18 protein-coding genes and 1 pseudogene are annotated in these 17,705 nt (G+C 69.4%); 13 read left to right on the forward strand and 6 right to left on the reverse strand.

Going from position 1 to position 17,705, the window contains the following annotated elements; all coding sequences use genetic code 11:
• From eno to VGF12_RS08765, 4 genes and pseudogenes are all read left to right on the forward strand, one after another.
• Positions 1-416, forward strand: a pseudogene (gene eno, locus VGF12_RS08750) (phosphopyruvate hydratase); the annotation flags it as partial.
• A gap of 3 nt (positions 417-419) precedes the next feature.
• Complete coding sequence (locus VGF12_RS08755) at positions 420-713, forward strand: septum formation initiator family protein (protein WP_331175652.1); 294 nt, start codon at positions 420-422, stop codon at positions 711-713.
• Positions 713-1,324 carry a nicotinamide riboside transporter PnuC gene (pnuC, locus tag VGF12_RS08760; protein ID WP_331175653.1) on the forward strand — a complete coding sequence of 204 codons (612 nt, stop codon included), beginning with the start codon at positions 713-715 and terminating at the stop codon, positions 1,322-1,324. Before VGF12_RS08755 ends, pnuC begins: the two co-directional genes overlap by 1 nt.
• Positions 1,321-1,842: an ATP-binding protein gene (locus VGF12_RS08765; RefSeq protein WP_331175654.1), complete on the forward strand. Its 522-nt coding sequence runs from the start codon at positions 1,321-1,323 to the stop codon at positions 1,840-1,842. The genes pnuC and VGF12_RS08765 overlap by 4 nt, the downstream gene beginning before the upstream one ends.
• On the opposite strand, the gene VGF12_RS08770 is transcribed toward VGF12_RS08765, so the two are convergent.
• The 3 genes from VGF12_RS08770 to VGF12_RS08780 all read right to left on the reverse strand — a co-directional run bounded on the left by VGF12_RS08770 (position 1,821) and on the right by VGF12_RS08780 (position 7,003).
• Positions 1,821-5,399 (reverse strand): hypothetical protein, encoded by a 3,579-nt coding sequence (locus VGF12_RS08770; RefSeq protein WP_331175655.1) that lies wholly within the window; start codon positions 5,397-5,399, stop codon positions 1,821-1,823. The two genes, VGF12_RS08765 and VGF12_RS08770, sit on opposite strands and share 22 nt — an antisense overlap.
• 120 nt (positions 5,400-5,519) lie before the next feature.
• Complete coding sequence (locus VGF12_RS08775; protein WP_331175656.1) at positions 5,520-6,482, reverse strand: Hsp33 family molecular chaperone HslO; 963 nt, start codon at positions 6,480-6,482, stop codon at positions 5,520-5,522.
• Positions 6,479-7,003, reverse strand: coding sequence for a gamma carbonic anhydrase family protein (locus VGF12_RS08780; protein WP_331175657.1), 525 nt, complete (start codon positions 7,001-7,003; stop codon positions 6,479-6,481). The genes VGF12_RS08775 and VGF12_RS08780 overlap by 4 nt, the downstream gene beginning before the upstream one ends.
• A 42-nt stretch (positions 7,004-7,045) precedes the next feature.
• Here VGF12_RS08780 and VGF12_RS08785 point away from each other — a divergent pair, with 42 nt between their 5' ends.
• The 7 genes from VGF12_RS08785 to VGF12_RS08815 are packed head-to-tail and all read left to right on the forward strand — an operon-like array spanning position 7,046 to position 14,064.
• The gene (locus tag VGF12_RS08785; protein ID WP_331175658.1) at positions 7,046-7,828 is read left to right on the forward strand and encodes a ferritin-like domain-containing protein; all 783 of its coding nucleotides are present in this window, start codon (positions 7,046-7,048) and stop codon (positions 7,826-7,828) included.
• Positions 7,825-8,793 carry a DMT family transporter gene (locus VGF12_RS08790; protein WP_331175659.1) on the forward strand — a complete coding sequence of 323 codons (969 nt, stop codon included), beginning with the start codon at positions 7,825-7,827 and terminating at the stop codon, positions 8,791-8,793. Before VGF12_RS08785 ends, VGF12_RS08790 begins: the two co-directional genes overlap by 4 nt.
• Positions 8,790-10,106, forward strand: a complete 1,317-nt coding sequence (locus VGF12_RS08795; RefSeq protein WP_331175660.1) for an aspartate aminotransferase family protein — start codon at positions 8,790-8,792, stop codon at positions 10,104-10,106. The genes VGF12_RS08790 and VGF12_RS08795 overlap by 4 nt, the downstream gene beginning before the upstream one ends.
• Before the next feature lie 60 nt (positions 10,107-10,166).
• Positions 10,167-11,327, forward strand: a complete 1,161-nt coding sequence (locus tag VGF12_RS08800) for an esterase-like activity of phytase family protein (RefSeq protein ID WP_331175661.1) — start codon at positions 10,167-10,169, stop codon at positions 11,325-11,327.
• A gap of 8 nt (positions 11,328-11,335) precedes the next feature.
• On the forward strand, positions 11,336-12,223 hold the full coding sequence (locus VGF12_RS08805; protein WP_331175662.1) for a DMT family transporter: 888 nt from the start codon (positions 11,336-11,338) through the stop codon (positions 12,221-12,223).
• A 9-nt stretch (positions 12,224-12,232) separates the two neighbouring features.
• Positions 12,233-13,087, forward strand: coding sequence for a PIG-L family deacetylase (locus VGF12_RS08810; RefSeq protein WP_331175663.1), 855 nt, complete (start codon positions 12,233-12,235; stop codon positions 13,085-13,087).
• Positions 13,084-14,064 carry a succinylglutamate desuccinylase/aspartoacylase family protein gene (locus VGF12_RS08815; protein ID WP_331175664.1) on the forward strand — a complete coding sequence of 327 codons (981 nt, stop codon included), beginning with the start codon at positions 13,084-13,086 and terminating at the stop codon, positions 14,062-14,064. Before VGF12_RS08810 ends, VGF12_RS08815 begins: the two co-directional genes overlap by 4 nt.
• Before the next feature lie 7 nt (positions 14,065-14,071).
• Here VGF12_RS08815 and VGF12_RS08820 read toward each other — a convergent pair whose 3' ends face one another.
• The 3 genes from VGF12_RS08820 to yghU are packed head-to-tail and all read right to left on the reverse strand — an operon-like array spanning position 14,072 to position 15,985.
• The gene (locus VGF12_RS08820; RefSeq protein ID WP_331175665.1) at positions 14,072-14,455 is read right to left on the reverse strand and encodes a hypothetical protein; all 384 of its coding nucleotides are present in this window, start codon (positions 14,453-14,455) and stop codon (positions 14,072-14,074) included.
• 31 nt (positions 14,456-14,486) lie between these two features.
• Positions 14,487-15,116, reverse strand: coding sequence for a glutathione S-transferase family protein (locus VGF12_RS08825; protein ID WP_331175666.1), 630 nt, complete (start codon positions 15,114-15,116; stop codon positions 14,487-14,489).
• On the reverse strand, positions 15,113-15,985 hold the full coding sequence (gene yghU / locus VGF12_RS08830; RefSeq protein ID WP_331175667.1) for a glutathione-dependent disulfide-bond oxidoreductase: 873 nt from the start codon (positions 15,983-15,985) through the stop codon (positions 15,113-15,115). The genes VGF12_RS08825 and yghU overlap by 4 nt, the downstream gene beginning before the upstream one ends.
• A gap of 90 nt (positions 15,986-16,075) precedes the next feature.
• Here yghU and VGF12_RS08835 point away from each other — a divergent pair, with 90 nt between their 5' ends.
• Positions 16,076-16,714 (forward strand): DsbA family oxidoreductase, encoded by a 639-nt coding sequence (locus VGF12_RS08835; protein ID WP_331175668.1) that lies wholly within the window; start codon positions 16,076-16,078, stop codon positions 16,712-16,714.
• 61 nt (positions 16,715-16,775) lie between these two features.
• Positions 16,776-17,705: recombination-associated protein RdgC (locus VGF12_RS08840; protein WP_331175669.1), on the forward strand; the 930-nt coding region annotated here is incomplete at its 3' end.

A 17,705-nucleotide genomic window follows, 5' to 3' on the forward strand; every position in this document is an offset into this window, starting at 1 on the left:
AAGGCGACTGGGACGGCTGGAAGATCCTGACGGACCGCCTGGGCAAGAACTTGCAGATCGTCGGCGACGACCTGTTCGTCACCAACACCAAGATCCTGCAGGAAGGCATCGAGAAGGGCATCGCCAACTCCATCCTGATCAAGATCAACCAGATCGGCACCCTGACCGAGACCTTCGCCGCCATCGAGATGGCCAAGCGCGCCGGCTACACCGCCGTCGTCTCGCACCGCTCCGGCGAGACCGAGGACAGCACCATCTCCGACATCGCCGTTGGCCTGAACGCCGGCCAGATCAAGACGGGTTCGCTGTCGCGCTCGGACCGCATGGCCAAGTACAACCAGTTGCTGCGCATCGAGGAAGACCTGGGCGACGTCGCCGTCTACCCGGGCCGTGCCGCCTTCTACAACCTGCGTTAAGCATTGAAAGTGCTCGCCCTGGTCCTGGCGCTCTTTCTGATCGCCATCCAAGCCCAGCTCTGGGTGGGCCGGGGCAGCATTCCCTATGTAGCCCACCTCCGGGAGGAGGTGGCCGCGGAGCAGGCCGACAACGACCAGGCCCGCGCCCGCAATGCGCAGCTCCAGGCGGAACTTCGCGACCTGCGTGAAGGCCTGGAGATGGTGGAAGAGAAGGCCCGTTTCGAGCTGGGCATGATCAAGTCCGACGAGATCTTCGTCCCCGTCGCGCAGCCGGCGTCTTCGGCCGGCTCGCGCTGATGCTGGCCCATGCGTGGGCGGCGCTGCTGGCGCCGGCCTTCACCGCCTTCGGCAGCCCGATCTCCTGGCTGGAACTCGTCGCCTTCGTGCTGGCCGTCTGGATGGTGGTCTGCAACATGCGCGTCCACCTCCTGGCCTGGCCGCTCGCCCTGATCAGCTCGCTGATGTACTTCGCCCTCTTCTGGGACGGCCGGCTCTACGGCGAGGCCGCGCTGCAGCTGGTGTTCGCTGCGCTGGCGATCTGGGGCTGGTGGCAATGGCGCTTCGGCCGCACCCGCGAGGGCGAGGTGCTGACCGTGCGTCGCCTCGGCCTGCAGGGCCTTGCCAGGCCCGCGCTGCTGACGCTGGCCGCCTGGCCGCTGCTGGGCCTCTTCCTCGCCAAAGCCACCGACAGCCCCCTACCCTACTGGGACGCCTTCCCCACGGTCGCCAGCCTGCTGGGCCAATGGCTGCTGGCGCGCAAGTACGAGGAGAACTGGCCGACCTGGATCGTCGTCAACGCCGTCAGCGTCGTGCTGTTCGGGCTCAAGGGCTACTGGCTGACGGTCATCCTCTACGCCGGCTTCATTCCCATGAGCATCATCGGCTGGCGCGCCTGGCGGCGGGCATGAGCGCAGGTCTCGTCGCGCTGCTCGGTGCCGAATGCACCGGCAAGTCCACGCTGGCCGAGGCGCTTGCCGCGCACTTCAAGGCCGGCCTCGTGACCGAATACCTTCGTGAATGGTGCGCCCTGCATGGCCGCACCCCGCAGCGGCACGAGCAGGCCGCGATCGCCGCTGAGCAGGCGGCGCGCATCGAGGCCGCCTCGCGCGCGCACGACCTGGTGATCTGTGACACCACGCCCCTGATCACGGCCCTGTGCAGCGAACACTACTTCGGCGACACCTCGCTGACGGCCGGCGCCCTCGCCTTCCAGCGTCGCTGCGGCCTGACGCTGCTCTGCGCGCCCGACCTGCCCTGGGAGGCCGATGGCTTCCTGCGCGATGGCCCCAGCGTGCGGGCGGCCTTTGACGCACGGCTGCGCGACACCCTGGAGGGGCATGGCCTGGGCTGGGTGGACATCGCCGGCGGCAACGACGCCCGCCTGACCGCTGCCATCTCGGCGCTTCAGCGTCCCAGCAGCAAATAGTCGAACAGCTGTGTGCCGCCGGCGCCGCCCAGTGGCACGAGCATGGCCTTCAGCAGCGGCTGGTCAAAGAATGACGCGAAGGCGCCCCGCTGTTCCCCTTCCACCGACGCGATCAGTCGCTTGAACGGCTCCACCAAGTCGGACAGCGGCTTGCCGCTGCCCGCCAGCCAGCGCAAGTCGGCCTGCATGGAGGCGATGGCGCGGCGGCGCGTCGTCTCTGCGGAGCGCTTGAGCAGCAGCGTCAGGCCGATCAGCACGGCAACGTAAAAGCACACGCCGACGGCGATGGCCGGCGTCAGCGACCAGTTGTCGAACAGCCGGCTGCGCGCGACCACCAGCAGCGCCAGCACGACGAAGGGACCGATGACCAGCCGTGCCACCGGCGCGCTACGACGGGCCACGACCTGCACGTCGATCCAGTCGTCGAGTAGCGTGTGCACGGCGAAGCCCCCGCCGTCCTTGCTTCGATCTTCGGGCAGCGCGCTGAAGCGCTGCGCCCACAGTGCCTTCTGTTCCTCGCCCAGCGCCTTCGCGAACATCTCGATGGTGGCCTCGGGGTAGAAGCTGCGGCCGGCATTCAGATGACGGACGAAGCGCACCAGCAGCACCGTCGAGTCCGCCACTGCGACGACGAGCAGCGGCAGCAGCAGCAAGATCGCGTAGAGCGTGGCGGTCACCATCTGCCGGTGCTCGTCGCCACGCACCGGCACCTCGGGAATCTGCCCCTCGGACAGGCACATGAACAGCAGGCCCACGCAGCAGATCGTGAGGACGTACCAGACCAGCGTGCGCGCCGCGCGCGGGCGCGCCTCGCCGCGTTCGCCGTACTCCTGCCAGAGCTGGTCGAAGTCGCAGCTGTAGCCCACGCCGGGCCGCCAGAACAGCACGCTGACATGCTCGAACCAGCCCCGCGCCAACTGGCGAAGGTCGCTGCGCACGACGGGCCTGGCCACGGGCAGCGGCAGGCGCAACCAGTCCGAGTCGTGCCGCTGCTGGCTCAGCGTGTCGGCCCAGGCCCAGTCCAGCGTCCACAGGATGGCAAACAACGCGAGCAGGTGGATGAGGTGCGAAGGCCAGGCGCTGACGCCCTCCAGCCAGGCCACCGGCTCGCAGCTGTCGCAGACGAGGCGGCGCCCCCAGCCGCCAGTGGGCCAGGCCAGCCAGATCCAGACGGCCACCACCAGCAGCACGATGACGAGGTGCAGGCGGTCGACGCCGGCGGGCTGGTCCGGCGGCGGCGGCTGCTCGCGCCGCGCCTGCAGCAGGGCCGGCAAGACGGCCAGCAGGGCCCCGAAGGAGGCCAGGCTGGCCAACAGCAGCGCATGCACGAAGCCGAGCTGGCTGGGCAGCAGGAACTCGATCAGGCTGGCGAGCACGTAGGCGAACAGCCCGGCGTGCAAGGCCACGAGGACGATGGCCGTCATGTCCATCTGCGGCTGATTGTCCAGCGTCGGCTCACGCAGGAAAACGCGACGCGCCTGGCGTATCGCCGGTGTCGACGGCCACGCCAGCAGCACGCCGCCCATGACGACGACCATCAGCAACGCCAGGCCGTTGCGGCCGCTGGCAGGTGGCGTCGGGCGTGCCTCCAGCGCATAGCCCGACAACGGCACGGCGCTGGAGCGGCCCACCTCGTAGACCGAGGGCTTCTGCAAGGCCGGCTCCAGCGCCTGCCTCTCGTCGCGCTTGCAGCCCTCGCTGCGGCAGCCGGCCCGACGAGCGGCGATATAGGTGCTGGTCTGGTAGATGTCGCGCAGCGGCGGCGTGCCGGCCTGCAGATCGACGGCGGACGCGCCCCCCGCTGGCGGCGGATAGAAGGACAGCGGCAGGCTGCTGGCGACGACCAGGTTGCGCGTGAAGGCCTGGGTGCGCGGATGCAGATAGCGCGCGTCCATGTCCGTCGTGAAGAACATGCGGTCGGAGAAGTCCTCGTGCAGGGCCTGCAGCACCAGCAACTTGTCGTGCACGTCGTTGGCAAAGATGCCGATGGCGCCGATGGGCAGGCGACTCGCGTCGGCCTCGCTGCGCTTGAGCTCGCCCGCCAGGCGACGCAGGTAGTCGAGTTGGTCGCGGCTCTCCGGCCATTCCGGCGGCGCGCTCTTGAGCGGCGGACTGGCCGTCGCGGCCCCGGTGCTCTCGCGCGTCGTCACGCCGTCGATGCCTCGGAAGAAGTAGATGACCTCGATCCTGAACGGCTGGCTCTGACCCTGGCCATCGGGCAGGCGGTAGCGCAACTCGCTGACCAGCGACTGCGCGTAGAGCGAGTCGCGCTCGGCAACGATGATGATGCGTCGTCCATCGTGCGGCAGGCGCAACCCCAGCTCGCCGACGAGGCGCTTGATGAGTTCGGCATCCGTGCCGATGGTGCGCACCATCTGCACCGGCCTGGCCGGGTTCACGCCGGTGATGCGGTTGAACTGGTCGGTGACGAAGGACTCCAGCTTCTGGTCGCTGAGCTCGCTGATCATGCTGTTGGGCGCGGTCGACGCCGAGTTGTAGAACTCGGCGCGCGCCAGCAGCTCATAGCCCTCCTGCAGGTCGGGCGGCAGGCCGCCCGCCGGGCCCGCCACCCCCGAACTGCAGCGGGCCGCGGCCGCGCTCGCCGCAGGGCTCAGCGCCGCCAGGGCAGCGTGTTTGCGGTCGGCCGCGCAGCGCAGGTCCATCAACGCGGCGCGCAGCGTGTCCGTGGATGACGGCCCGATCACAGCCAGGTTGGGCAAACGCTGGCCGTCGACGCCACCAGGCGCCGCAGCGGCCCGCGACGCCCGGCCCATCAACTGCTGGGTCAGCCGCGCCAGCGCGTCCAGCTTGCGGTTGGGCAGCGAGTTCTCGTCCACCCACAGCAGCGCGATCTGGCTGTAGCGGCGCGGCTTGTCGGCCTTGCCGTCGCCGTCGCCATCGGGCTTGCGGCGATGCTCGGCGCGTGCCGACAGCAGTTCGTATGGCACCACATAGCTGTCCTTGGCGCGCGCCGCGCGGGCTTGCCTGTCAGGGTCTTCCGCCTTGTGCACCGCAGATGCCGCGTCGGCTGCGGGCAGGGCCTCCAGCAGGCTGAACTCCAGCAGGCTCAGTCGCTCGGCGTTGTCCGGCACGTAGTCCTGCGCCAGCAGCCCGGCCAACGCCGCGTAACGCAGCCTCCGCCGGGCCTCCTCGGCGCCGACGAAATCCGCCCCCGGGAGCAGGCCCATGACGATGAGGGTGTCGTCCAGGCGCTGGTCGTGGTCGCGGTCCAGCTTGGCCAGCATGCGCTGCGGGTCGCGCACCTCGGCGACGCGGTCGCGGCAGTCGATGTCCAGCGTCTGCGAGGTCTGCTTGCGCACCCGTTCACAGCGCTCGGCGCGCTCGACCTCGTAGCGGCGGAGCGCCGTGAAGGGGTCTTCCCAGAGGCGGGCATTGACGTCCAGGTCGGGATCCAGCGGCGCCTGTGCCCGCGCCCTCTCGGCCGGTCGCAGCGGCTCGAAGGCATGGGGCACGAGCTGGGTGCTGGCCACGAAGGCCACCAGCACCGCCGCGCTCGCCCACGGGACACTGCCGAATCCGCCCTTGGAGTCCGCCACAGACGCCTCCCGGCCCTTGCCAACGGGGGCCGATGGGCAAAAGTCTCAGGAGGGCGGCACGGCGTCAATCACTAGGCTCAACCTCATCCTCAGAAGGCATGAGGCGGCGTTGCGTCCCGGCTACTGCAGCGTCGTTGCACTGCCGCCCTCGGGCTGATGGCCCGGCGGCGTGAACAGCGCGCCCACGTCCACCGCATCGAAGCGGTAGTGGCGGCCGCAGAAGTCGCAGCCGATCTCGACATCGCCGCGCTCCGCCAGCACGCCGTCCACCTCCTCCCGGCCCAGGCCGCGCAGCATCTGGCCGACGCGCTCGCGCGAGCAGGTGCAGGCAAAGCGCGGCTGATGCGGCTCGAAGCGGGTCACCGACTCCTCCCAGAACAGGCGGCGCAGCACGGTGTCGGCGTCCAGCGTCAGCAGCTCATCGGCGGTCAGCGTGCCGGCGAGGATGGCGATGCGATTGAAGGCGTCGGACAGGCCGATGTCGTCCTCGTTGCGCTTGCCCTCCAGGTTGCCCTCGCCCTCAACCGGCAGGCGCTGGATCAGCAGGCCCGCGGCCATGTCGCCGTTGGCGGCCAGCACGAGCCGGGTGTCGAGCTGCTCGGACTGAAGCATGTAGTGCTCCAGCACCTCGCTGACCTTCTGCAGCGGCTCGCGCTGGTCGCCATGCAACGGCACGACGCCTTGGTAGGGCTGCTGGCCGGGCAGCTTGTCCTTGGGGTCCAGCGTGATCGCGCAACGGCCCTGCCCGCGCACGTTGACCATGGCTTCCAGGGTCGCGCCCGGCTCGACGGGGCCGATGCACTTGGCCGTGGCGCGGAAAGACAGGTCGGGCTGCACCTCGGCCACCGCCAGCTTGACCGGCCCGTCGCCGAAGACCTGCAGCACCAGCGCGCCGTTGAACTTGATGTTGGCCTGCATCAGCACGGCCGCCGCGCTCATCTGGCCCAGCAGGTCGCGCAGCTCGGGCGGGTACTCCTGGCCCGGCTCGCGCCGCGCCAGCACCTCGCGCCAGGCGTCGGTCAGCCGCACCAGCATGCCGCGCACTGGCAGGCCATCGAACAAGAATTTGTGGAGTTCGCTCATCGAATCTTCTTCAGGCCGGCCGCGTAACGGCGACCGTTGTTGACGTAGTGGGCCGCGCTGGCCTTCAGCCCGGCGATCTGCGCCTCGGTCAGCTCGCGCGCGACCTTGGCGGGCGCGCCGACGATCAGCGTGCCGTCGGGGAATTCCTTGCCCTCGGTCACCAGCGCGCCGGCGCCGACGACGCAGTTGCGGCCGATGCGGGCACCATTCAAGACCACGGCCCCGATGCCGATGAGGCTTTCGTCACCGACCGTGCAACCGTGCAGCATGACCTTGTGTCCCACGGTCACGTTCTGACCGATGACGAGCGGGAACCCATGGTCGGCATGCAGGACCGAACCGTCCTGGACGTTGCTCCCGGCGCCGACGGTCAGCGTATCGCTGTCGCCGCGCAGCACCGCGTTGAACCAGATGCTGACATCCTCGGCCAACGTCACGCGGCCAATGACCTCGGCGCTGTCGGCCACCCAGGCCGTCTCAGCCACGTCGGGGATGTGCTCGTCGAGCTGGTAGATCGCCATCGCGGCCCTCCCGTCAAAACCGGCAATTCTAAAATTGCGCGGATGTCCGAACTCCGCCTGGCCACGCTTGCCCCTTTGCTGATCGCCGACGCGCCCGCCAAGGCGGCGGCCACGCTGGCCCTGGACACCGGGCTGCCGGTGGACCCCACCGCCGTCCTCGCCGAGCCCGCCGGCATCCCGGGGCGCCCCGCGCACCCCCGGCTGGTGGCACACGTCACGCTCAAACCGCCGTCCATGCGCACACCGGCCGGCATCGCGGCCCTGGTGCATGCCATCGCCCACATCGAGCTGAATGCCATCGACCTGGCCCTGGACATCTGCTGGCGCTTTCCCGGCATGCCCGAGGCCTTCTACCGCGACTGGCTGCGCATCGCCCGGGAGGAGGCCAAGCACTTCGCGCTGCTGCGCGAGCACCTGCTGACGCTGGGCTTCGACTACGGCGCCTTCGACGCCCACAACGCGCTGTGGGACATGGCCGAGCGCACGAAGCACGACCTACTCGCCCGCATCGCCCTGGTGCCGCGCACGCTGGAGGCGCGCGGTCTGGACGCTTCGCCCGCCGTCAAACGCAAGCTCGTCGGCGCCGGTGACCACCGCGCCGGCCAGATCCTCGACGTCATCCTGAGTGACGAGATCGGCCATGTGGCCGCAGGCAATCGCTGGTACCGCTTCCTGTGCGAGCAGCGCGGGCTGGATCCCATCGCAACCTATGCCGAGCTTGCCGCGCGTCACCAGGCCCCCAAGCTGCGCGCGCCCTTCAACCTCGAGGCCCGCCGCGCCGCCGGCTTCGACGAGGCGGAACTGGCCGCCCTTGCCCACCCATGACCCGCCTTCAGGCCAACCTCCTCCTCACCCTCGTCGCGCTGATCTGGGGTTCCGCCTTCGTCGCACAGAACAAGGGCATGGCCGACGTCGGGCCGCTGATCTTCACCGGCGTGCGCTTCCTGATCGGCGCGGCCGTCGTGCTGCCGCTGGCCGTGCTGGAGTGGCGCCGCCTCGCCCGCGAGGGCCGGCCGCTGACGCGCCCGGACGGCTCGCACATCGCCGCCCTGGGCGGGCTGATGACGCTGGGCGCCGTCATGCAGCAGATCGGCATCCAGTTCACCAGCGTGACCAACGCCGGCTTCCTGACCGCCGTCTACGTGCCGCTGGTGCCCGTGCTGGCCTGGCTGCTGCTGCGACACATCGCGCACTGGTCGGTCTGGCCGGCGGCGGCGGGCTGCCTGATCGGCGCCTTCTTGCTGTCCGGTGCGCACGAGCTGAACATCGGCCTGGGCGACCTCTGGGTGCTGGGCTCTGCCATTCCATGGGCCCTGCATGTGCTGATGGTGGGCCGCTGGGCCGACCGCATGGGGGCGCCCTTTCTCGTCGCCTGCGGCCAGTTCATCGTCTGCGGCCTGCTGTCCCTCGCCGCGGCCTTCGTCATGGAACCGGTACGCTGGGCCGGCATCCAGGCTGCGGCGTGGCCCATCCTCTACACCGGCGTGCTGTCGGTCGGCGTCGCCTTCACGGCCCAGGTCGTCGCGCAGCGCTACGCCCACGCGGCTGATGCGGCCATCATCCTGTCCTCCGAGACGCTGTTCGCCGCTGCCTTCGGCTACCTGCTGCTGGGCGAACGCCTCGACACCGCAGGGCTGCTCGGGTGCGGCCTGATGCTGGCCTGCATCCTGCTCGTGCAGCTCATGCCGCTCGCCGGCACCCTGAGAGGAACCCTGAGAAAGCGCCAAATTCTGACAACCCCGTCAAAATCGCCTCTAGACTCCGATGTCCTTCATCGGAGCCCGCCATGAGCGCAGACGTTTCCAGGCTTGACGCCTACTGGATGCCCTTCACCGCCAACCGGCAGTTCAAGCAGGCCCCGCGCCTGCTCACGGGGGCCGACGGCATGTACTTCCGCGACGACAAGGGGCGCGAGGTGCTGGACGGCATCGCCGGCCTGTGGTGCGTGAACGCGGGCCACAACCGCCCCAGGATCGTCCAGGCCATTCAGGACCAGGCCGCAGAGCTGGACTTCGCGCCACCCTTCCAGATGGGCCATCCCAAGGCCTTCGAGCTGGCCGAACGCCTGGCACAGATCACGCCGCAGGGTCTGAACCGCATCTTCTTCACCAACTCCGGCTCCGAATCCGTCGAGACAGCGCTGAAGATGGCCATTGCCTACCACCGCGTGCGCGGGGAAGGCGCGCGTACTCGCCTGATCGGCCGCGAGCGCGGCTACCACGGCGTCAACTTCGGCGGGATCTCCGTGGGCGGCATGGTCGCCAACCGCAAGATGTTCGGCAGCCTGCTGGCCGGCGTGGACCACATCCGCCACACCCACGACCCGGCGCGCAATGCGTTCTCCGTCGGCGTGCCCCAGCATGGCGCCGAGTTCGCCGATGACCTGGAGCGCCTGGTCGCGCTGCACGACGCCAGCACGATCGCCGCCGTCATCGTCGAGCCCGTGGCGGGCTCCACCGGCGTGCTGCTGCCGCCCCAGGGCTATCTGCAACGGCTGCGCGAGATCTGCGACAAGCACGGCATCCTGCTGATCTTCGACGAGGTCATCACCGGCTTCGGCCGCACCGGCCAGCCCTTCGCCGCGCAGACCTTCGGCGTGACGCCGGACCTGATGACGGTGGCCAAGGGCATCACCAACGGCTGCGTGCCCATGGGCGCAGTCTTCGCCCAGCAGAAGATCCACGACGCCTTCATGACGGGGCCCGAGCACCTGATCGAGTTCTTCCACGGCTACACCTACTCGGCCCACCCGCTGGCCTGCGCGGCCGGCATCGCAACGCTGGACACCTATGCCGACGACGACCTGCTGACCCGGGCCGCCCGCATGGAAGCCGAGTTCGCCAAAGCCCTGCACTCCCTGCGCGATGAACCCAACGTCATCGACGTGCGAAACATCGGTTTGGTGGGCGGCATCGAGCTCAAGCCCCTGCCCGGCGAGCCGGCCAAGCGCGCCTTCAACATCTTCCTGGACTGCTGGGACAAGGGCCTGCTGATCCGCACGACGGGCGACACCATCGCCCTCTCGCCGCCGCTCATCATCGAGAGCAGCCACATCGAACGCATCATCGATACGCTCAGGGCCGCCCTGCGCCGCGCCGCATAATCCGCGCCGCCGATGGCGGCGGCAGTTCCCCGCCGCGGCCGCCCCTGGAGTTCCCCCGACATGAAATGGCTTCTCGCCCTGCTGCTGGCAGGGTCCGCGCACGCACAGACCCTGCACTACATCGGCCAGCAGATCGTACCGACCAGCGCGAGCTTCCGCGGCCTGCCGGTGGGCGGCCTGTCCAGCATCGACTACGTGCCCGCCACCGGCCGCTACTTGGCCATCAGTGACGACCGCAGTGACCGCGGCCCGGCACGCTTTTACGAGCTGGCCCTGGACCTGTCCAAGTTCCACCGCAGCGCCAGTCCGGGCGATGCAGGCGTCAGCTGGGTCAACATGACCACGATGCTGGACCTCGACGGCCAGCCGTTCGGCCGCAACAAGGTCGACCCCGAGAGCTTGCGTCTGGACAGCCGGCGCAACCTCATCTACTGGAGCAACGAGGGCCAGCGCAGCTCCGCGGGTTTCCAGAATCCCACCGTGCGCCGCATGACGGTGGACGGCAAACCGGCCGGCGAATTCCCGGTGCCCGGCTACTACATGCCCAGCGGCAGCGCCGGCGGCCTCGCCGCCGGCGACATGGGCGTCTACAACAACCTGGCTTTCGAGAGCATCGCAATCACGCCCGACGGCAAGACGCTGTGGACCATGAGCGAGAACGGCCTGGCGCAGGACAGCCTGCCCACCGCCGTGGGCCGCGGCAGCCGCGCGCGCATGCTGTCCTTCGACCTCGACAGCGGCAAGGCCGCCGCCGAGTACGTCTACGAGGTCGGTCCGGTGCCCTTCCCCCCGGCGCGGCCGGGCGACTTCGCCACCAACGGCGTGCCGGACATGCTGGCGCTGTCGTCGCATGAGTTCATCGTCATCGAGCGCGCCTATGCGGTCGGCGCCATCACGCCCGGCATCGCGGCGCTGACCAAGCAGCCGACCAGCAACACGATCAAGCTCTTCCTGATCGACACCCGCGGCGCGACGGACGTGTCCGGCTGGACCAGCATCAAGGGCCGCGACGTGGTGCCGGTGAAGCGCACCATGCTGCTGGACCTGTCCTCGCTGAAGAATGACGACGGCAGCGTGCTCGCGTTGGACAACATCGAGGGCGTCACCTTCGGTCCCCTGTTCGAGGGCAAGCGCACACTGATCCTGGCGTCGGACAACAATTTCAATCCGGCCCAGTTCACGCAGTTCATCGCGCTGAGCATCGACGGCACGCTGCCCTGACGGCCGAGATGCATCCCGTTCCCTGGCGCGCCTACGCGCTGCTGACGGCCAGCACCAGCCTGGTCGGCAGCTACGTGGGCCTGTCCAAGCTGCTGGTGGCGGCCTTCCCCGTCTTCCTGCTCGCCGGAATGCGCTTCGGCTTGGCGGCCGTGCTGATGCTGCCCTGGCTGAAGAAGCCGGTGCATGAGGCGCCGCTGGATGCCCGTTCGCGCGGGCTGCTTTTCCTCGAGTCTTTCCTCGGCAACTTCCTGTTCTCCATCTGCATGCTGTTCGGCCTTCGGCAGAGCTCGGCCGTCGTGGCAGGCGTCATCATGGCCGGCATCCCCGCGGCCGTGGCGCTGTTGAGCTGGGCCTTCCTGCGCGAGCAGCTCAGCCGCCGCGTGCTGGCCGGCATTGCCTGTGCGGTGGGCGGCATCGCGCTGGTCGCCACCGGCAGGCACGGTGGGGCCGAGACCACGCCGCTGGGCGCGCTGCTGCTGCTGGCCGCCGTGTTCTGCGAGGGCTGCTACGTCGTCATCGGCAAGAAACTGACCGCCGGGCTGGCGCCCAAGCGCATCAGCGCGCTGATCAACCTCTGGGGCCTGGTGCTGGTCGCGCCGCTGGCGATCTGGCAAGGCCTGAGCTTCGACTTCGGCGCCCCCCGCCCGCTGGACTGGGGCCTGCTGGCCTACTACGCCGCCACCGCCAGCGTCTTCACCGTGTGGCTGTGGATGGCGGGCCTGCAGGGCTTGCCAGCGGCCAAGGCAGGCGTCTTCATGGTCTTCCTGCCCATCAGCACGGCGCTGGTCGGTCTGCTGCTGGGCGAATCGATGTCGGCCGCGCAGGCGCTGGCCTATGGCCTGGCCTTATTGGGTGTGCTGCTCGCGACATGGCCCGCGAAATCCACGTCTCGGTAGGATGACGGCATGTCCTCCCTGCAAGCCGATCTCGCGCGCTGGCGCGAGCACCTCGAACGATTCGCCACCCTGCTGGGCAGCCCGCCCGACCGCCACGCCGTGCCTGGCGCCGAGCCGCGCCCCGGCCACTGCCTGATCTTCGCGCCCCATCCCGACGACGAATGCATCGTCGGCGCGCTGCCGCTGCGGTTGCAGCAGGAGGCTGGCTGGCGCGTCAGCAACGTCGCCGTCACGCTGGGCAGCAGCACGGAGCGCCGCGAAGCGCGCCGGGCCGAACTGCTCGACGCCTGCGGCGTGCTGGGCTTCGACTGCATTGACGTCGGCACCGAAGGCCTGTCCGACGTTCGCCCCGACACCGCCGAACGCAATCCGGCGCTGTGGGCCGGCCACGTCGCCGCCATCGCTGCGCTGCTGAGCGAGCACCGCCCCGCCCTCGTGCTCGCCCCACACGAGCTCGACGACAACCCCAGCCATCGCGGCGTGTACCGGCTGGTCGTCGACGCACTCGCCGCCGCATCCAGCGACACCGTACTGGCATTGACCGAGTTCTGGTCCACGCAGGCCAGGCCCAACGCCCTCGTGCAGTCCAGCGTCGCAGACACTGCCCGCCTCATCACCGCGCTGGAACGCCACACGGGTGAAATCGAGCGCAATCCCTACCACCTGCGTCTGCCGGCCTTCCTCGCCGACAGCGTGCGCCGTGGCGGCGAGCTGGTGCTGGGCGCCGGTGAGGCGCCGCCCGACTTCGCCTTCGCCACCCTCTACCGCCTTGTCGAATGCCGCGCCGGTCAGCTGATGTCCGACCTGCCGTGCCGCGTGCATCCCGCCGACCAGGCCCTGACCTCAGCCCTGCTCAAGCCATGACCCAACCGACCCACATCCGCGTCCACCAGTTCGCCGGCCTGCAACCGGGCCCGCGCTTTCTCGTGACGGGCGCCGTGCATGGCAACGAGATCCACGGCACCCAGGCGATGACGGAGATCATCCGCCAGCTCGACGCCGGCGAGCTGACCTTGCTGCGCGGCACGCTGACCCTCGTGCCCATCGTCAACCCGCTGGCTCACCAGCTGAACCGCCGCGAGGGCGACCGCAACCTGAACCGCAACCTGCGCCCGCCGGCCGTGGTGCACGACTTCGAGGACCGCATCGCCCGCGTGCTGTGCCCGCTCCTCGCCCAGCACGACGGCCTGCTCGACCTGCACAGCTTCCAGGGCAACGGTCCGGCCTTCGCGATGATCGGCCCTCGCAACAACCAGAGCGACCTGGAGCCCTTCTCGCAGGAGGCCACCGAGTCGGCGCTCGCCGCGCGCCTGGGCGTGAACCGCATCGTCGAGGGCTGGCTGTCGACCTATGCACTGGGGCTGGAGCGCCGCCAGCAACGTGCCCACGACGGCTCGCGCCGCGCCACGCTGATCTCCGACCCGCACTACGGCGTCGGCACCACCGAGTACATGCGCTCCACCGGCGGCTGGGCCATCACGCTGGAGTGCGGCCAGCACCTGGACCCCAACGGCCCCGAGGTAGCGCGGGTAGCCATCCTGCGGGCGCTGGTCTTCCTGGGCATGTTGGACGAGAGCGTCATCGAACCCCACCGCCCCGCGCAGCCGCCCGAGTTGCTGCAGCTCTATGACGTCATCGATCGCGAAGACATGGGCGACACGTTCGAGCGCGACTGGGCCAGCTTCGATGCCATCGAGAGGGGCCAGCGCATCGGCACGCGTGCCAGCGGCGAAGCCGTGCTGGCGCCGGGCGAAGGCCGCATCGTGTTCCCGAGTACCAAGTCGCTGCCGGGGACGGAATGGTTCTACCTGGCGCGCCCCAGCGACCGCAAGCTGGGCTGAGTCCCGTTCATCGACGCGAGCCGCGTCCGTGGCGGCTGGTCGCCGTGCTGGGCGTCGGCGCGGCCCAGCGGGCCCCGGTATAGACCTTCTGCAAGGCCTGGCCGCCCTGGGTGTAATGCAGCTCGGTGCCGTCCGGAGCGGCGAGGCGCGCCAGCGCGTCTTCCAGCAGCGCCAGTCCCCCGGCCTGGTCGACGACCTCGATGTCCAGCCGGTGGTGGCTGACCGCCCCGACGCCTCGGCCATCGGGCGTGTCCGACAGCGAACTGCCCCAGCTGATGAGCGAGCCCCTCGCATCGGTGCTGAGCACGCGCTCGATGTCCTCGTGCAGTGCCGGCAGGCCTTCAGCCTGCCCCGGAAGCAACGGAATCTTGACGTAGACGAAGAACGGCATGGCCGGGATTTTGAGGCAGCTGCCGGCTTGTTCAGCCCATCGTGCCTCGTGCCTGCATGGCAGAGCGCCAGCGCAACAGATGCGGGTGCTCGTCCCCGGCCCGGATCTTCACCACCCGCGCGAAGTCCACGACGACCACGGCCGTGATGTCGGCAATGCTGAACTGTCCGGCCGCGATGAACTCGCGATCGGCCAGGCGCTCGTTCAGCAGCGCGAGAAAGGCATGCACCCGCACCAGCCCGCGGTGCGCCAGCTCGGGGATCTGCGCGAAGTCCACCGGCCCGGGCAGCGCCCGGTTGACCATGGCCGGGCTGCTGTTGCGCAAGGCATCCGCCACCGGCAGCAGGCCCTCGAACTCCACCCGCCATTGCCAGCTCGCGATCTCGGCCTTGTCCAGTGCCGTGCGGCCCAACAGCGGCGGCTCGGGAAAGCGCGCCTCCACATAGGCGGCGATGGCCGCGTTGTCGGTCAGCACGGCCCCCTCGTCGGTCACCAGCGCCGGCACCGTGCATTGCGGGTTGACGCGCCGGAAGGCCTCGCCTAGCTGTTCACCGCTGCGCAGATCCACCTGCACCGTCTCGTGCGACACGCCCTTCTCGGCCAGCAGGATGCGTGCACGGCGGGGGCTGGGTGCGGTGGCACAGTCGTAGAGCGTCATCATGGCGTGGTCACCTTGTCCTGCGTCTTTGTCTCGAAGTCGCTGGCATCGTGGCGCTCGTGCAGCTGGCTGCTCGGCTCGCCCCATGTCCGGTTGACCTTGCGCCCACGCTTCACGGCCGGGCGCTGGGCGATCTCATCGGCCCAACGGATGACGTGGGCGTACTCGTGGACCGACAGGAACTCGCCCGCACCGTAGAGCTGGCCCTTGGCCAGCGCCCCGTACCAGGGCCAGGCGGCCATGTCGGCGATGGTGTACTGCTCACCGGCCAGGTAGCGCACTTCGGCCAGCCGGCGATCCAGCACGTCGAGCTGGCGCTTGACTTCCATCGCGTAGCGGTCGATGGGGTATTCCTGCTTGGTGGGTGCGTAGGCGTAGAAATGCCCGAAACCGCCGCCCAGGAAGGGCGCGCTGCCCATCTGCCAGAACAGCCAGCTCAGGGCCTCGGCGCGTGTCGCGCCCGCCTCAGGCAGGAAGGCGCCGCCGAACTTCTCGGACAGGTAGACGAGGATGGCGCCCGATTCGAACACCCGCACCGGCGCCACGCCGCTGCGATCCACCAGGGCTGGAATCTTGGAGTTGGGGTTGGCCGCAACGAAGCCGCTGCCGAACTGCTCGCCCTCGTTGATGCGGATCAGCCAGGCGTCGTACTCGGCACCCGCGTGGCCCTGGGCCAGCAGCTCCTCCAGCATCACGGTGACCTTGACGCCGTTGGGTGTGCCCAGCGAATAGAGCTGCAGCGGATGGCGGCCCACGGGCAGCGACTTGTCGTGCGTCGGCCCGGCGACCGGGCGGTTGATGTTGGCGAACTGGCCTCCGTTGGCTCGGTTCCAGGTCCAGACCTCGGGCGGGATGTAGGCGGCATCGGTCATTCACGCATCTCCATTCAGTCCCAGCTTGTACCCGCAGACGGCATGGGCATGCCGCGCCGGGGCCTTGGCGCGAGCGCGGACAATCCCCCCATGCGTATCGATTTCATCTCCGACGTCGTCTGCCCCTGGTGTGCCATCGGCCTGTATTCGCTGGAGGCCGCCGCGGCGCGCATCCCGGGCCTGGCGCTGGAGCTGCACTTCCACCCCTTCGAGCTCAACCCCGGCATGGGACCTGAGGGCCAGGACATCGAGGAACACCTGGCGCAGAAGTACGGCGCCAGCCCGGCTCAGTTGGCCGGCTCACGCCAGGCCATTCGCGAGCGCGGCGCGGCGCTGGGCTTCACTTTCAGCATGGAAGCGCGCAGCCGCATCTACAACACGCGCGACGCCCATCGCCTGCTGCACTGGGCCGACGAGATCGGCGGTGGCGTGCAGCGCACCCTGAAGCTGGCGCTGCTGAAGGCCTACTTCACTGACGGACGCAACGTGTCCGACCCCGCCGTGCTGCTGGAGCTGGCCACTGCGGCCGGCCTGCCCGAGGCCGAGGCGCGCGAGCTGCTGGCCAGCGACCGCTACGCCGCCGAGGTGCAGGCGGCAGAACGGCAGGTGCAGGCCCAGGGCATCAGCAGCGTGCCGGCCATCATCGTGAACGAGCGCCACCTGATCCAGGGCGGCCAGCCGGTCGAAGTGTTCGAAAAGGCGCTGCGGCAGATCATGGCCGAGGCCTGAGACAATCCAGCCACCGTTTCCGAAGCCCGCCGCTGGCGGGCTTCTCGTTTCTCCAGAGCCCATGTTCAAGAACCTGATCACCTACCGCATCGGCGAAGGTTGGACGGCCGATGCCAAGCTGCTCGCCGAACAGCTCGCCAAGGAGCCCTTCCTCGCCTGCGCCCCCACCCAGCCCCTCGCCGTGGGCTGGACCCCGCCACGCGGCATCGAGCATGCGCCCCTCGTCGAAGTCGTCGATGGGCACTGGCTCATCAAGCTCAAACGCGAACAGCGCCTGCTGCCTTCGTCGGTCGTGCAGGAGCGCATCGAGGAACTGGCCGAGCACATCGAGGCCACCACCGGCCGCAAGCCCGGCAAGAAGGCCAAGAAGGACCTGAAGGAACAGGCCACGCACGAGCTGCTGCCCCGGGCCTTCACCAAGACCTCGGCCACGCAGGTGTGGATCGCCCCCGAACAGCGCCTGCTGTTCGTCGACGCCGGCTCCAGCAGCCGTGCGGACGAAGTCATCACGCTGCTGATCCAGGCGAGTGCGGGCCTGTCCCTGCAGCTGGTGCAAACGGCCGAGAGCCCAGCGGCCTGCATGGCCGCCTGGCTGATGGACGGCGTGACGCCCGAGGGCTTCAACATCGAGCGCGAGTGCGAGCTCAAGGGCAGCGACGAGCAGAAGCCCGTCGTGCGCTACGCCCGCCACGCCCTCGACATCGACGAGGTCCGCGCTCACCTGACCAGCGGCAAGATGCCCACGCGCCTGGCGCTCAGCTGGAATGAGCGCGTCGCCTTCACGCTGACCGAGGGATTCGCAATCAAGAAGATCAGCTTCCTGGACCTGGCCTTCGAGGGCCGCCCCGAGACCAGCGGCGACGAGGCCTTCGACGCCGACCTGGCGCTGGCCACTGGCGAGCTGGGCCGCCTCATCCCGGCACTGATCGAAGGCCTGGGCGGCGAGCACGATTTCGCCGCCACGGGCACGGCACCCGCGCCGGCCGCCCTG

The sequence above is a fragment of the Roseateles sp. genome, from assembly GCF_036404855.1.
Lineage (GTDB): Bacteria > Pseudomonadota > Gammaproteobacteria > Burkholderiales > Burkholderiaceae_C > Pelomonas.